The sequence below is a fragment of the Pseudomonas putida genome (assembly GCF_028682475.1).
GTDB lineage: Bacteria > Pseudomonadota > Gammaproteobacteria > Pseudomonadales > Pseudomonadaceae > Aquipseudomonas > Aquipseudomonas putida_AG.
Genome location: NZ_JANHLE010000001.1, coordinates 13,538 through 29,177, shown reverse-complemented (window position 1 = coordinate 29,177; position 15,640 = coordinate 13,538). Strand labels below are relative to the sequence as shown.

At 61.1% G+C, this 15,640-nt stretch carries 12 protein-coding genes; 5 read left to right on the top strand and 7 right to left on the bottom strand.

Annotated elements, in window-relative coordinates:
- Positions 1-10 precede the first annotated feature (10 nt).
- On the bottom strand, positions 11-3,061 hold the full coding sequence (gene fdnG / locus NPS47_RS00145) for a formate dehydrogenase-N subunit alpha (protein WP_274293119.1): 3,051 nt from the start codon (positions 3,059-3,061) through the stop codon (positions 11-13).
- A gap of 460 nt (positions 3,062-3,521) precedes the next feature.
- On the opposite strand from fdnG, the gene NPS47_RS00140 reads away from it, so the two are divergent.
- Positions 3,522-3,737, top strand: a complete 216-nt coding sequence (locus NPS47_RS00140) for a TOBE domain-containing protein (RefSeq protein WP_010227092.1) — start codon at positions 3,522-3,524, stop codon at positions 3,735-3,737.
- Here NPS47_RS00140 and NPS47_RS00135 read toward each other — a convergent pair.
- The 4 genes from NPS47_RS00135 to NPS47_RS00120 form a co-directional block, all read right to left on the bottom strand.
- Positions 3,732-4,352, bottom strand: coding sequence for a helix-turn-helix transcriptional regulator (locus NPS47_RS00135; protein ID WP_274293118.1), 621 nt, complete (start codon positions 4,350-4,352; stop codon positions 3,732-3,734). The genes NPS47_RS00140 and NPS47_RS00135 overlap by 6 nt on opposite strands.
- Before the next feature lie 13 nt (positions 4,353-4,365).
- Positions 4,366-4,998 carry a hypothetical protein gene (locus NPS47_RS00130; RefSeq protein WP_274293117.1) on the bottom strand — a complete coding sequence of 211 codons (633 nt, stop codon included), beginning with the start codon at positions 4,996-4,998 and terminating at the stop codon, positions 4,366-4,368.
- A 125-nt stretch (positions 4,999-5,123) separates the two neighbouring features.
- Positions 5,124-6,545, bottom strand: a complete 1,422-nt coding sequence (locus tag NPS47_RS00125; RefSeq protein WP_274293116.1) for a purine-cytosine permease family protein — start codon at positions 6,543-6,545, stop codon at positions 5,124-5,126.
- A 135-nt stretch (positions 6,546-6,680) separates the two neighbouring features.
- Positions 6,681-7,568, bottom strand: coding sequence for a LysR family transcriptional regulator (locus tag NPS47_RS00120; protein ID WP_274293115.1), 888 nt, complete (start codon positions 7,566-7,568; stop codon positions 6,681-6,683).
- A gap of 240 nt (positions 7,569-7,808) precedes the next feature.
- Here NPS47_RS00120 and moaB point away from each other — a divergent pair, with 240 nt between their 5' ends.
- The gene (gene moaB / locus NPS47_RS00115; RefSeq protein ID WP_157192985.1) at positions 7,809-8,354 is read left to right on the top strand and encodes a molybdenum cofactor biosynthesis protein B; all 546 of its coding nucleotides are present in this window, start codon (positions 7,809-7,811) and stop codon (positions 8,352-8,354) included.
- A gap of 54 nt (positions 8,355-8,408) precedes the next feature.
- Here the strand turns inward: moaB and NPS47_RS00110 are convergent, their stop codons facing one another.
- On the bottom strand, positions 8,409-9,308 hold the full coding sequence (locus NPS47_RS00110) for a bestrophin family protein (protein WP_274293114.1): 900 nt from the start codon (positions 9,306-9,308) through the stop codon (positions 8,409-8,411).
- 10 nt (positions 9,309-9,318) lie between these two features.
- On the bottom strand, positions 9,319-10,350 hold the full coding sequence (gene moaA / locus NPS47_RS00105; RefSeq protein ID WP_274293113.1) for a GTP 3',8-cyclase MoaA: 1,032 nt from the start codon (positions 10,348-10,350) through the stop codon (positions 9,319-9,321).
- Between the two features lie 364 nt (positions 10,351-10,714).
- Here moaA and NPS47_RS00100 point away from each other — a divergent pair, with 364 nt between their 5' ends.
- The 3 genes from NPS47_RS00100 to cydB all read left to right on the top strand — a co-directional run bounded on the left by NPS47_RS00100 (position 10,715) and on the right by cydB (position 15,563).
- Positions 10,715-13,039, top strand: a complete 2,325-nt coding sequence (locus tag NPS47_RS00100) for an FdhF/YdeP family oxidoreductase (protein ID WP_274293112.1) — start codon at positions 10,715-10,717, stop codon at positions 13,037-13,039.
- 102 nt (positions 13,040-13,141) lie between these two features.
- Entirely contained in the window at positions 13,142-14,533 is a 1,392-nt protein-coding gene (locus NPS47_RS00095; RefSeq protein ID WP_274293111.1) for a cytochrome ubiquinol oxidase subunit I, read from the top strand.
- Between the two features lie 13 nt (positions 14,534-14,546).
- Positions 14,547-15,563 (top strand): cytochrome d ubiquinol oxidase subunit II, encoded by a 1,017-nt coding sequence (gene cydB, locus NPS47_RS00090; RefSeq protein ID WP_274293110.1) that lies wholly within the window; start codon positions 14,547-14,549, stop codon positions 15,561-15,563.
- Positions 15,564-15,640: the final 77 nt, after the last annotated feature.

Below are 15,640 nucleotides of genomic sequence, written 5' to 3'. Positions count from 1 at the left end.
GGTTTCGCCCTCAGACCTTTTCAATGTTCACGAGAAACGCCTTGTACTCCGGCGTCTGGGTATTCGAGTCGCCGACGCCCGGGGTCAGGGTGTTGGCCAGAAAGCCCTTGCGGGTGGCGCCTTCATAGCCCCAGTGGCACGGAATGCCGATGGTGTCGACATCCTGGCCATCCACCGCGAGGCGGCGGATGCGTTTGGTCACCACCGCCTTGGCCTTGATGTAGCCGCGCTGGGTGCTGACCTTGACCGTGTCGCCCTGGACGATGCCTTTGTCGTCGGCGAGCTTTTCACCGATCTCGATGAACTGCTCGGGCTGGACGATGGCGTTCAGGCGGGCGTGTTTGGTCCAGTGACGGAACAATTCGGTGATCGAATAGGTGGTCGCCACGTAAGGGAAGTCTTCACGCTTGCCCATACGCTTGCGGTCGCTTTCGTACACGCGCGCCGTCGGGCTATAGGTCACCTTCGGGTGCAGCGGGTTATGCGCCAGCGGGCTTTCGGTCGGTTCGTAGTGTTCCGGGAACGGACCGTCGTTCAGGGCGCCGACCGAGAACAGCCGGCCAAGGCCTTCAGGCAGCATGATGAACGGATTGACCTTGCCGCCTGGCGCGGCGGTGACGGCGAAGTCGGGCACGTCGACACCGCTCCAGCGTTGGCCATCCCAGCCGATCAGCTTGCGTTTCGGGTCCCACGGGTTGCCCTGCGGGTCGGCCGAGGCGCGGTTGTAGAGGATGCGCCGGTTCTGCGGCCAGGCCCAGGCCCAACCCGGGGTGCAGCCCAGGCCACTGTCGGCGTTGTCGCGGCGGGCCATCTGGTTGCCCTGTTCGGTCCAGGAGCCGGCGAAGATCCAGTTGAAGCACTGGGTGCTGCCGTCATCGCGTAGCTGCGAGAAATCGTCGAGCAACTGGCCCTTGCGCAGGATCAGCTTGCCTTGCTCGTCGTGCAGGTCGGTCAGGGCGCGGCCGTTGGACTCCTTGGCCACTTCCTCGGGCTTGGGGTCGTACGGGTCGGCGTAATCCCAGGCCATGTTGAGGATCGGTGCCGGGTTGGCGCCGCCTTCTTTTTCGTACAGTTCACGGATTTTCATGAACAGATGGCCGAGGATCTTGCCATCGTGCCAGGCCTCGCCGGGCGGTGCGGCACCGGCCCAGTGCCACTGCAGCCAGCGCCCGGAGTTGACGATCGAGCCGTCTTCTTCGGCAAAGCAGGAGGAGGGCAGGCGGAACACTTCGGTCTGGATCGAAGCGGTATCGACGTCGTGCTGCTCGCCGTGGTTCTGCCAGAAGCTCGAGGTCTCGGTGGCCAGCGGGTCGATGATCACCAGGAACTTGAGCTTGGCCAGTGCAGCCTGCGCCTTGTTCTTGTCCGGGAACGCGGCCACCGGGTTGAAACCCTGGGCGATGTAGCCGTTGACCTTGCCTTCGTACATGCGGTTGCTGTAGTTGAGCACGTCGTAGCTGTCATCCCACTTGGGCAGCCAGTCGAAGCCCCAGTCGTTGTCGGCAGTGGCTTTGTCACCCCAGAGGCTTTTCATCAGGCTGATGAAGAACTTTGGCGTGTGTTTGTAGTAGTTGACCTGATCCTCCAGCAGCGCCGTCGGCGTGGTTTGCTTGAGGTAGGTGGCCAGTGTGGTCTGCTGGTCGGACGGCAGGTTCATGTAGCCGGGCAGACGCAGCGACAGCAGGCCCAGGTCGGTGTAACCCTGGATATTGGAGTGGCCACGCAGGGCGTTGACCCCGCCACCGGCCATGCCGATGTTGCCCAGCAGCAGCTGGATCATGCCCGAGCCGCGGATCATCTGCGCGCCGTTGGTGTGGTGGGTCCAGCCCAGGGCGTAGAGGAAGGTGGCGGTGCGGTCAGGGACGCAGGTGCTGGCGAGGATCGCGCAGATCTGCAGGAAATCATCCTTGGGCGTCCCGCAGATGTTAGTGACCACTTCAGGGGTGTAGCGGCTGACGTGCGCCTTGAGCAGGTTCCACACACAGCGCGGGTGGCTGAGGGTCAGGTCGCGCTTGGCGTAGCCTTTTTCGTCCAGCTCGTAGGTCCAGGAGCTGCGGTCGTAGCTGCGCTTGCTCTCGTCGTAGCCGCTGAACAGGCCGTCGTCGAAATGGTAGTCCTCGCGCACGATTAGGCTGGCATTGGTGTAGTGGCGTACGTACTCGTGCTGGACCTTGTCGTTGCTGATCAGGTAATTGACCACGCCCATCAGGAAGGTGACGTCGGAGCCGGCGCGGATCGGCGAGTAGATGTCGGCCACGGCGGCGCTGCGGTTGAAACGTGGATCGACGACGATGACCTTGGCGCCGTTGCGAATCTTCGCCTCGATCACCCATTTGAAGCCCACCGGGTGCGCTTCGGCCGGGTTGCCGCCCATGATCAGCACGACGTTGGCGTTCTTGATGTCGACCCAGTTGTTGGTCATCGCGCCACGGCCGAAGGTCGGTGCCAGCGCCGAGACGGTCGGGGCATGGCAGACGCGCGCCTGGCTGTCAGTACCGAGAATGCCCAGGGCGCGGGTGAAGCGCTGGTCGAGCGAGCCGGTTTCGCTGCTGGCGGCAGACGAGCAGAGCATGCCGGTACTCAGCCAGCGGTTGACCGTGGTGCCCTTGGCGTTTTTCTCGATGAAGTTGGCGTCACGGTCGTCCTTCATCAGGCGGGCGATGCGCTCGATGGCGTGGTCCCAGCTGATGCGCTGCCATTTATCCGAGCCCGGCGCGCGGTATTCGGGGAACAGCAGGCGCTGCTCACTGTGCACATAGTCCACCAGGCCTGCGCCTTTCGGGCACAGCGAGCCGCGGCTGACCGGGTGGTCCGGGTCGCCCTCGATGTGGAAGATGCGCGCCTTGGCGTTTTTCGCGCCGTCACCCAGGCTGTACATGAGGATCCCGCAGCCTACGGAGCAGTAGGTGCAGTTGTTGCGGGTTTCCTTGGCGCGCAACAGCTTGTACTGGCGCGATTGAGTGGCCTGGGCCATGCCGGGGGCAAAACCCAGGGTCGCGCAGGTGGCGGTGGCGACCCCGGCGGTACAGAGCTTGAAGAACTGACGTCTGCCAAGTCCCATGGTTATCTCCTTATTCTATCGGCTGCACAAAGCAGCGGGCATAGGCATGCCCGGCAACAAGGCGTCGCAAGCGCAGTTGGCTGTGGTGAGATCACGATTGGTTGCAGGCCCTATCTGCTGCAGGGCTCGGATAACGCGGATGAACGGTAGTGTATTCCCGTATGGAATGTAGGACTAATCAAGGGTGTTGATGGCGCTATCGAGCGCCTCTATCGTCAACGGTTTGACCTTGGCCGAGCCTTGTCCTGCGCGCCTCGGGCCTGGGCTGCCCGGTGCGATGCTTTTGGGGATTAGACGAAAGTAGCAGGCGGGCGAGGTGAGAGAACGGGTGGAGCTCGCTCCTTATATTTCTTATTGTTCTAATAAAATGATTAATTATTCTTTTTTGTTTTTCCCCCGAGCGTGCACTCTGCACTTCAAGCACTGCGCCGCAGTGCACCCCGGAACGAGGAAGCAGAGCATGACCATCAAGGCGATCAACGTACGCAATCAGTTCAAGGGCACGGTCAAGGAGATCATCGAAGGGCCGGTGGTCTCGGAAATCGATGTGCAGACCTCCGCGGGCATCGTCACCTCGGTGATCACTACCCGCTCGGTGCACGAGCTGGAGTTGCGGGTCGGCAGTGAAGTGATTGCCTTCGTCAAATCCACCGAGGTGTCGATCGCCAAGCTATGAAGGCTTGCGCGTCAGCTCGAAGCGACACACCTGTCCACCGCGCAGCATGCATTCCAGGTGCTGCACCGTCCCCCCACCCAGACTGCCAATCAGCGCCAGGTCGAGCTCACAGACTTCGGGGTGAGCTTCGGCCAGCTGATGAAACACGCAGTTGTGCGCGACGATTTGCGCAGGCGCCCCTCCAGAGCGGAAAAACACTTCGGACTCATAGCCGACATCTTTCATCTGCGCGGCAATCTGCTGTTCATCGAGCCGGGTAGTGCTCAGATCCGCCGCCATTTTCTCGCCCAGACTGCGCATCAACTGCACCAGCGCCTCGTGGCCGATCAGGCCGGCGACTTCATCGATCAACAGGTTGGCCAGCAAGTGATAGTGGCGCGGGAACAGCTCCCTGCCATGCGCGCTGAGGCGATACAACTGCTCGGGGCGGCGGCCAGTGGCGCGCAGATCGCCGCGCACCACCAGACCGTCACGTTCCAGTGCCGCCAGGTGCTGGCGCACCGCAGTGCGGGTCACCGACAGCTGGCTGGCCAGTTCCTCGATGCTCATGCCGGCAGCCGTGTACAGCAGGGCCGAAAGCAGATCCTGTTGGGTACGTCCAAGCCCTTCGAACATCGACAGACCTCGCTCAGAACTTGTCCGGGAACTGCTTGACCAGCGCTGCCGTCAAGGCGTCGGCCAGGCCGAGAATATGCTCACGCATGTGTTTCCAGGTAGCGGCTTCTGCCTTGTAGTCCTTTTTCCCGAGTTCGTCGATCTGCGCGATGTGGTGACCGCCATGGGCGGCGAGCATGGTGTTGAGTGTTGCTTCCGGCAAGTTCGGGTTGGCCGTGGCGAGAAACTTGGCCAGGGCTTTGGCGTTACTGGTCAGGTCGTTGACCGCCGTCTGCTTGGCGGAGGCCGACTGGCTGACACTGGCATCACTGTACTGCTTGACCGCGCCCCAGTGCCCGGCAAGCAGTTTCAGCAATTGGTCGGCAGCGGGCTGTCCGTACAGCGGGGCAATGCTATTGGCAATCGCGGTAGCGTTGCTGACCACTTCCTGGCTGGCAACATCGGCCGCCTGGCGATTACCGGCCTGATTGGCGATGGCGTAATTGCGAATCCAGAAAATATGCTCCACCCACAGGTCACGCAGGGCCAGGCGGGTGCTCAGGGCTGCGGATTCGGTTGGCGGAGTAGCGTATTGAGCCGCGGGGCTCAAGGTAGGAAGCGCACACAAGGCTGCAAGCAGCAGCACAACCGACAGTCTGATCTTCATGGCAGTACCCTCGACAGGTGAAGTGGCCTACAAGATCAATTACAGCATAAAAATATGTCGTTATTGATTGGGGCGCCGAACGGTTGTTGCCCACCGCAAGGACAGTGGGCAACCGAGGGTTCGGCTCAGGAGTGGGTCGCTTCGGGCAGGATCATCCGTGCCGGTGCCTGGGCCGCCTTGCCACGGGCTACGAGGTAATACAGCACGCTCGGTACCACCAGGCCGATGATCCACGACACATCGACACCGCCCAGGTGGGCAACCATCGGACCGGTGTAGAGCTTGGTGGAAATGAACGGCATCTGCACCAGCACGCCAATGGTGTAGACGATGATGCCTGGCATGTTCCAGCGTCCATAGCGGCCATTGGGGTCGGCCAGCGCAGGCACGTCGTAGCGTTCCTTGGTGATGAAGTAGTAATCGACCAGGTTGACCGCGCTCCAGGGCACGAAGAAGGTCAGCAGGAACAGGATGAACGACTTGAATGCCGCGAGGAACGAGTGCTGGCCGAGCAGGGCGATCAGGGTCGAAGCGCCGACAATGGCGAGGACGAACAACAGGCGCTGGCGGCGGCTGACTTCAATATGCCCGCGAAAGCCACTGATGATGGTGGCGATGCACATGAAGCTGCCGTAGGAGTTGAGGGTGGAGATGGTCACCTTGCCGAAAGCGATGCTGAAATACAGCAGCGCCGCAGTGGCACCGGTGCCACCGAGGCCGACGATGTAGGCCACTTCCCGGCCGGAGAACTGGCCGTTGGCAATGGCCGCGGCAAACACCCCGAGCACCATTGACGCCTGGGAGCCGACCACCGAGCCAAGCCCTGCGGCGAGAAAGGTCTTGAACGATGAGGTGCGGCTTGGCAGGTAGCGTGAATAGTCCGCTACGTAGGGGCCGAAGGAGATCTGCCAGGACGCTGACAATGACACCGCAAGCAAAAATGAGGCCCAGGTGAAGTGACGGTTCTGCAGCAGCACGCTGATGTCGCTGATGACCATGATCCGGCTGAACAGGTAGACGAAGGCGATGATCCCCAGCACGCTGGCCACCCGGCCGATCCAGTGGATCATGCGGTAGCCGAACACCGTGGCCAGGACGATCACCCCGGCGAAGATCAGGATTCCGGTGCTGTCACTGACGCTGAGCAGCTGGCCAATCGCCTGACCGGACAGCACCGTGCCGGTGGCGGTGAAACCGAGGTACATCAGGCACACCAGCGCAATCGGGATGGCCGCGCCATAGACCCCGAACTGCACCCGGCTGGAAATCATCTGCGGCAGGCCTAGCTTGGGCCCTTGAGCTGCGTGCAGGGCCATGACCGCGCCGCCGACCAGCTGGCCGATCAGCAAGCCGATCAACGACCAGAACACATCGCCGCCGAGCACCACGGCCAGGGCCCCGGTGACGATTGCGGTGATCTGCAGGTTGGCTCCCAGCCATAGGGTGAACTGGCTGTACAGGCGTCCGTGTCGTTCGTTTTCCGGGATATAGTCGATCGAGCGCCGCTCGATCAGGGGCTTGCTGCGCGAGGCGCTGGCCTGGGTCATTGCTGAGGATCTCCGCATATTGTTGTTGTCGAGCGGTCGAGTCACCGGCCGGACGCAGGGCGGGCGACGTCAGCAGATATGAGCATGTATATACAAATACAGTCAAGTGTATGCATCACTTGGCAGTGAAGACTGTCAGTGGCTGTCGAGCAGTGCTTTTACTTCGGCAAAACACTTTTCCGCGAGGGCCGAACGCGGTTCGCTGCGGCGCAGCAACAGGCCGATTGGTGCATGCACGCTGGCGCTGACAATCGGCACGATGCGGATGTGCTCGCTTAACTCATCCAGGCCGCTTTGCAGGGGCATGATCGCGCAGCAGATGCCGGCGCAGATCGCCTGGATCAGCTGGTAGGTGGAGTCGCTCTCCAGCACCGGTTGCGGGTGCAGGCCGCGGCTTCTGAAACTCAGGTCGACGGATTGGCGGTAGTGCATGCCCTTGGACAGCATACCCAGGGGGATATCGCTGACTGCCTCCCACGGCAGTTCGGGCTGGTCAAAGTGGTAGTGGCGCGTGTCGTACAGCAGGCCCATGCTGGTAGCGCCCAGTTCGATGACCTCGAAGAAGCTGGTGTTGATCTGGTCCAGATAGCAGATGCCGAGGTCGAGCTGGTTGCGGCTCAAACCATCGATGACCTGCTCCGAACTCAGCGACGAGAGCTGGAAATGCAGCTCTGGATAGCGCTGAGCCAGGGGCGTGAGAAAACTCATGGGGTTGATGCTCGACAGCGGCACCATCCCCAGGCGCAGGTTGCCGACAATCTGCCCGCGGCAGCTGGCCGCTTCGGCCTGCAGGCCGTCGTAGGCCGCCAGCAGGGTCCGGGCCCAGGCCAGGATGCGTTCACCGGCTTCAGTAAAACCTTCAAAGCGTTGGCCGCGCGTCACCAGCACCAGGTCCAGTTCGTCCTCCAGGTTGCGCAGGCGCATGGACAGCGTCGGCTGGGTGATGTGGCACAGCGCAGCGGCCTGGCCGAAGTGTCTGGTCTGATCCAGGGCGATGAGAAACTTGAGTTGTTTGATGTCCATGGCGCGGCCTGGCAAGTGGTATGGGGTTGAGCATAGTGCGGTTACGCAACCCTACTCGCAGGGCAAAAGTGCGTCCAATGAGTATGAGTGACTGGTTGATAAGTGCGGTCGATCAAGCGGGTGGTTGTGGTGTTTTGCCAATAGAGGGTGTCGATAGAATGTTGTGAACTATCGATTGGACGGCTTTTGTTTTAGTCACTAGTTTCCCCGAAGATTACTCTTCGACCCTGAGGCTATTACATGAGTGTGAAAATGGATGCGGTTTTCGTACCGATCAACATCGCCGTACTGACCGTCAGTGATACCCGCACTTTTGCCACCGACACCTCTGGCGAATTGCTGGCGACTCGCGCGGTGGAAATGGGCCATCGCCTGGTGGCTCGTGAGTTGCTCAAGGACGATGTCTACAAAATCCGTGCGCAGGTGGCGACCTGGATCGCCGACGATCAGGTGCAGGTAGTGCTGGTGACCGGTGGCACCGGTTTTACCGCCCGCGACAGCACTCCCGAGGCGGTGGCCTGTTTGCTCGACAAGCATATTGACGGATTTGGCGAGTTGTTCCGCGCCTTGTCGATCCTCGACATCGGCACCTCCACGGTGCAGACCCGCGCTTTGGCCGGGCTGGCCAATGGCACGCTGGTGTGCTGCCTGCCGGGCTCGACCGGTGCCTGCCGCACGGCGTGGGAAGGCATCCTGGCTGAGCAGCTCGATGCCCGTCACCGTCCCTGCAACTTTGTTGCCCACCTCAAGCCCGGCAATCTGTGCGGGTCGCGCCAGGGTCAATGAACAATAGTGGGTGCAGGCTTGCCGGTGGGAGCGGGCTGCTGCTACCCGATACCGTCAACTGAGGACGAAATCCACCGGCTGCAGGGGCGCAGGCAGGTCGGTGTGACCTGCCGCTGAGAGAATTTCCCGTTCGATCGTACGCACCATGGCATCGGTAGGCAGGTCGTTTTCATCGTGTCCGAACGGGTCTTCCAGCTCATCGCTGATGGCGTCCAGGCCGAAGAAGGTGTAGCTGACAATCGCCGTGAAGATCGGCGCCAGCCAACCCAGCGGCTGGGCCATGGCGAACGGCAGCAGCACGCAGAAGATGTAGATCGTGCGGTGCAGCAGCAAGGTGTAGGGGAAGGGCAAGGGTGTGCTTTTGATCCGCTCACAAACGGCCTGGGCCTCGGACAGCCCATGCAAGCGTTGCTCAAGTGCCATGTAGCGCCATTCGCTGATGGTGTTTTCTTCGGCCAGACGCGAACAGATCCTGCCTGTCTCTTGCAGGATTGCATCGCTGATGTTGTGAGCGGGCAGGGCAGATACATCAGGCACCCATTTGCGCGCGACGTGCTGTTCGTCTTCGCCCCGTAACCTGGCGTTCAGCGCATGGGCATAACCGCACAGATTCAGCAGCAGGCTTTCGCGCAGTTGCCGATCGGTGATGATGCAGCTTTCGCGAATGAACGAGCGTATTTCGATGATCACCTGCCCCCAGGCTTTGCGGCCTTCCCACCAGCGTTCGTAGCAGGCGTTGTTGCGAAAGCTCATGAAAATCGACAAAGAGATGCCGAGCAAAGTGAAGGGCGTGGCGTTGACCCGGGAAAACAGCGCCGGGTGCTGGTTCTCGATCAGGACGATCAGCGACGCCAGCGCGGTGACCATGACTGTGCGCCGGGCGATGCGCTTGGCTATCGAGCCTTTGAGGGAGATCAGGACATTGAGCAGGTTGGGTTTGGGGTGAACGATCATCAGGGTTCCGTTAGCCGCCGGTCATGTTCATGAAGCGCAGGATCTGCACGTCGCCATTGACGTCGAAGTGGTGACGGTAGGGCTTGAGGGTCATGGCGTCGCGAATGGCCTTGTCCAGCCGGGCACTGTCGCCGGGGTGCGCGCGCATCACCTGCTTCAGGTCGCTGGCGTGCTCGTTGCCCAGGCACAGCAACAAACGGCCTTCGACCGTCAGGCGCACGCGGTTGCAGCTGCCGCAGAAGTTATGGCTATGGGGCGAAATGAAGCCGATGCGAATCTGCGGCGCTTCGGCCAGGCGCCAGTACCGTGAAGGGCCCTGGGTGGATTCAGCCGATTCGATCAAGGTGAATTGCTCAGCGATGCGCGCGCGGACTTCATCGCTCGAGCAGTAGGACTCGCTGCGCTGGTGCTCACTGATGACCCCCAGGGGCATTTCTTCGATGAAGGAAATGTCCAGTTCGCGGTCGATGGCAAAGCGTACCAGGTCATTGATCTCGCCGTCGTTGCGGCCCTTGAGCACTACACAATTGAGTTTGGTGCGGCGAAAGCCGGCTGCGCGTGCGGCGTCGATACCGGCGATGACCTGGTGCAGATCGCCGGTGCGGGTAAGCGCTTTGAAGCGCTGCGGTTCGAGGCTGTCGAGGCTGATGTTCAGGCGCGACAGCCCGGCATCGAACAAGGGTTTGGCCAGGCGACCGAGTTGTGAGCCATTGCTGGTCATGCACAGCTCGCGCAAGCCCGGCAAGGCAGCGACGCGTGCGCACAGGTCGACAATGCCGCTGCGTACCAGCGGCTCGCCGCCGGTCAGGCGGATCTTGCGGGTGCCCATGGCGACGAAGCGCTCGGCCACTTGATACAGCTCTTCAAGGGTCAGAATGCGTTGGCGCGGCAGGAACTGCATGTCTTCAGCCATGCAGTAGACGCAACGGAAATCGCAACGATCAGTCACCGACATCCTCAGGTAATCAATCTTTCTATTGAAGCCATCGACCAATGTAGTGTCGTTTGCATTCACGGTTGCGATTACCTCTTTTAATTTCATGTCGGTTATTGCGGTGAACGCATGGGGTGCAAATAAATTAAATAATCATGGTGCCTTGTATCGAGCATAGGGAGCTGCGGGAGTGACGTCAAATTGCTTTTAGTGACTAATTGATAAGTGTCGTCTATCACTGCTGTGAGCCCCGTATTCTGTGGCTTCTGGCGGTGATAGACGGTTTTGATCGGTTTGTAATTACTTTCGATTGGACGCGTCGGAACAGGCTCAATAGCCTGAAAGGGTAAATAAAACGGGAAGGCAGATAGTGTCCGGCGAATGGTTGTTTATATCCCGGTTTTATTTTGCCGTAGCGCTGTCCTTGCCTTGAGATTAATTAATCTCTGCGTGCATATCGAGGAGTACCCTGGTGAGTCAAGACGAACACATCAAAAACTATAATGCCCCGGCAGCCGGTTGGGGCGCGCTGAAAAGCGTTACCAAGAGCTGGCTGGGCAGTGAGAATGCCTTCAAGAACCTGCGGGTGATGCTCAAGACCAACCAGAACGGCGGCTTCGATTGCCCGGGTTGCGCCTGGGGCGAGTCGCCTGAAGATGGCATGGTCAAGTTCTGTGAGAACGGTGCCAAGGCGGTCAACTGGGAGTCCACCGGTCGCGCTGTCGACCCGACGTTCTTCTCCCGCTACAGCGTCAGCGCGCTCGCCGGGCAGAGCGACTACTGGCTCGAATACCAGGGCCGCCTGACGCACCCGATGCGCTATGACGCGGTCACCGATCATTACGTCGAAACCTCGTGGGAGGAGGCCTTTACCCTGGTCGCTCAACACCTCAACGGCCTCGACTCGCCCGACCAGGCTGAGTTTTACACCTCCGGTCGCGCCAGTAACGAGGCGGCGTTCCTCTACCAGCTGTTCGTGCGGGCCTTCGGCACCAATAACTTCCCCGACTGCTCGAACATGTGCCACGAGGCCAGTGGCGTAGGGATGGGCGAAACCCTCGGGGTAGGCAAGGGCACTGTGGTGTTCCACGACCTGGAGGAGGCGGATGCGATTTTCGTCATCGGCCAGAACCCCGGTACCAACCACCCGCGCATGTTGGAGCCTCTGCGCGAAGCGGTGAAGCGTGGCGCCCAGGTGGTCTGCTTCAACCCGCTCAAGGAGCGCGGCCTGGAACGTTTCCAGCATCCGCAGCATCCTTTCGAAATGCTCAGCAATGGCTCCGAGCCGACCAACACCGCGTACTTCCGGCCTGCCTTGGGCGGCGACATGGCGGTGATGCGCGGTATCGCCAAGTTCCTGCTCAAGTGGGAGCGTGAGGCCCAGGTCAATGGCGAACCGGCGGTGTTCGACCATGCCTTCATTGCCGAGCATACCTCGGGCGTGGATGCGTACCTGGCGCAGGTCGATGCCACCCGCTGGGCGCACATCGTCGAGCAATCCGGCCTGAGCCTGGCCGAGCTGGAGCTGGCGGCGCGCATGTACCGGCGTGCCGAGCGGGTGGTGATGTGCTGGGCGATGGGCGTTACCCAGCACCGCCATTCGGTGCCCACCGTGCAGGAAATCATCAACTTGCAACTGCTGCGCGGCAACGTCGGCAAACCGGGGGCCGGGCTGTCGCCGGTGCGCGGTCACAGCAACGTACAGGGAGACCGCACCATGGGCATCGACGAGCAACCGCCCGCGCGGCTGCTTGATGCCCTGGAGCAGCGTTTTCGCTTTCAGGTGCCACGCGCGCATGGCCATAACGCGGTACTGGCGATCCAGGCGATGGAGGAAAAACGTGCCAAGGTGTTCATCGCCTTGGGCGGCAACTTCGCCCAGGCCACGCCGGATACGCCGCGCACTCACGACGCCTTGCGCAACTGCGAGCTGACTGTGCACATCGCCACCAAGCTCAATCGGTCGCATCTAGTCACCGGCCGTGATGCGTTGATTCTGCCGTGCCTTGGACGCACCGAAATCGATGTGCAGGCTGAAGGCCCGCAGGGCGTTACCGTGGAAGACACCTTCAGCATGGTGCATATCTCCTACGGCCAGCTCAAACCGCGCTCGTCGCTGCTGCGCTCGGAGCCTGCGATCATCGCCGGTATCGCCAAGGCCACCCTGGGTGACCGGCCAATCGATTGGGATTGGACTGTGGCCGATTACAGCCGCATCCGTGACCTGATTGCCGACATTATTCCCGGCTTTGAAGACTTCAACGCCCGCTTGCAGTATCCCGGTGGCTTCCATCTGGGTAACGCCGCCGCCGAACGGCAGTGGAATACCGCGTCTGGCAAGGCCCGGTTCACCCCGAGCCTGTTGCCTGAGCAACTGATCAATGAGGCGGTGCTGGCGCGTGGCGACAAGCCCGATCTGGTGCTGCAGACCTTGCGCTCCCATGACCAGTACAACACCACCTTGTATGGTCTGGATGACCGTTATCGGGGGGTGTTTGGTTTGCGTGAAGTGATCTTTGCCAATGAGCAGGACATTCGCCGCCTGGGCTTTGAACCCGGTGAAAAAGTCGATCTGGTGTCGCTCTGGGAGGATGACCGCGAGCGCCGCGTGAGCGGCTTTACCCTGGTGGCCTACGACATTCCCTGCGGCCAGGCCGCAGCGTACTACCCGGAGACCAATCCACTGGTGCCGCTGGAAAGCTACGGCGACCGCACATTCACGCCAACCTCGAAGTTCATCGCCATCAAGCTTGAGAAGGCGCGGGACAACAACCGGATTGCGTCGGCGAACCTCTGATCGTTACGCCGTTTGCGTTATTTGACTTGAAGCGTTGAGCGCCCACGGCAGCTCCAGCGGGCTGCCGTGTCCGGGCGTGCGCGCGTCTGCAAGGACTTCCTCATGAACACACTGGGTGCGTTGGACCTGGCGCGGATTCAATTCGCGTTCACCGTCTCGTTCCACATCATCTTCCCGGCCATCACCATCGGTCTGGCCAGTTTTCTGGCCGTGCTCGAAGGGTGCTGGCTGAAGAGCAATAACCGGGTCTACAAAGACCTCTACCATTTCTGGTCGAAGATATTTGCCGTCAATTTCGGCATGGGCGTGGTCTCGGGGCTGGTCATGGCCTACGAGTTCGGCACCAACTGGGCGCGCTTCTCTGACTTCGCCGGCAGTGTCACCGGGCCGCTGCTGACCTACGAGGTGCTCACCGCGTTCTTCCTCGAAGCCGGCTTCCTTGGGGTGATGCTGTTCGGTTGGGACCGGGTGGGGCGGCGCCTGCACTTTTTTGCCACGGTGATGGTGGCCATCGGTACGCTGATCTCGATGTTCTGGATCTTGTCGTCCAACAGCTGGATGCAGACACCACAGGGGATCGAGATCATCGATGGCCGGGTGGCACCGGTGGACTGGTTCAAGATCGTCTTCAACCCGTCGTTCCCTTATCGCCTGATGCACATGGCGCTGGCGGCGTTTCTGTCCACCGCGTTGTTTGTCGGCGCCTCGGCGGCCTGGCACCTGCTGCGCGGCAACGACTCGGCGCAGATCAGCAAGATGCTGTCGATGGCCATGTGGATGATCCTGATTGCCACGCCGGTGCAGATCGTCGTCGGTGATGCCCATGGTCTGAACACCCTCAAGCATCAACCGGCGAAAATCGCGGCGATCGAAGGCCACTGGGAGAACACGCCCGGCGAGCCGTCACCGCTGGTGCTGTTCGGGTTGCCGGACATGGACGCCGAGACTACCCACTACAACATCGAAATCCCCTACCTGGGCAGCCTGATCCTCACCCACAGCCTGAACAAACAGATCCCGGCGCTCAAGAGCTTTGCCAAACAGGACCGGCCCAACTCCACCATCATTTTCTGGAGTTTCCGGGTCATGGCCGGGCTCGGCATGTTGATGCTTGGCTGCGCACTGCTGGCTCTGCTGCTGCGGCGCAACGGTGCGCTGTATCGCAACAGGTTGTTCCTGTGGTTTGCCTTGTTGATGGGGCCCTCCGGTCTGATTGCCCTGTTGGCCGGCTGGTTCACCACCGAAGTCGGGCGTCAGCCCTGGGTGGTCTACGGCCTGTTGCGCACCACGCAAGCGGCGTCCAATCACAGTGCCATGCAGATGAGCGTGACCCTGGCACTGTTCGTGGTCATTTACTTCTCGGTATTCACCGTTGGCATTGGCTACATGATGCGCCTGGTCCGCAAGGGGCCGAAGGCCTGTGCGGCGCATGACGCCACGCCTGCCGAGACCCTGCTAGCAACTTCCCGCAGACCGCTGTCTGCCGCCGACTGAGAGGGACTGGAACATGGCAATTCAAGGTATCGATCTGTCGATCATCTGGGGTGTCATCATCGCCTTCGGCCTGATGATGTACGTGATCATGGATGGCTTTGACCTGGGGTTGGGCATCCTTTTCCCGCTGATTTGCGACGCCAGCGAGCGGGATGTGATGATGAATACCGTCGCGCCGGTCTGGGATGGCAACGAGACCTGGGTGGTGCTCGGCGCGGCGGCGTTGTACGGAGCGTTTCCGCTGGCCTATTCGGTGATCCTCGAGGCGCTCTATCTGCCTTTGGTGCTGGTGCTGGCCGGGCTGATCTTTCGTGGCGTGGCATTCGAGTTTCGTTTCAAGGCGAGCGCGCAAAAGCGCCACTGGTGGGACAAGGCATTTATCGGTGGATCGATTCTGGCGACTTTCTTTCAGGGGGTGGCGATTGGTACCTACATCAGTGGCATCCCGGTGGTGGACCGTCAGTTTGCCGGCAGCGCCCTGGACTGGCTGGCGCCATTCCCGCTGTTCTGTGGCCTGGGCCTGATCCTGACCTACGCACTGCTGGGCAGCACCTGGCTGCTGATCAAGACCGAGGGCATGCTCGAGTCGCGCATGCGTCACTACAGCCGTCCGCTGGCGTACCTGCTGGCGCTGGTCATTGCGATCATCTGTGGCTGGACGGCATTGATCCATGACGACATCGCCCAGCGCTGGTTCGCTGGCAGTCACTGGCTGCGTTCTGCTGCCATTGCCGTGCTGGCCGTGGCCGCAGTGCTGGTGATCCAGAAGAGCTTGCGCAAACGTCACTCGCACTGGCCGTTCATCGCGGTGGTTGCCTTGGTGTTCCTCGGCTATCTGGGACTGGCCATCAGCATCTGGCCGAACATCGTGCCGCCCGCGATCAGCCTGTGGCAGGCCGCATCGCCAGCGTCGAGTCAGTTGTTTGCCTTGATCGGGGCGCTGTTCATCATTCCGGTCATCCTCGTCTACACCTTCTGGAGCTACCACGTGTTCCGCGGCAAGGTGAAGGTGGGGGACGCCTATCACTGAGGTCGTTCAGGGCCTTCGCATCGCGGGGCAAGCCCGCCCACAGAGGCATGCGCTCCCACCTGAAAAAGTCTACCCTG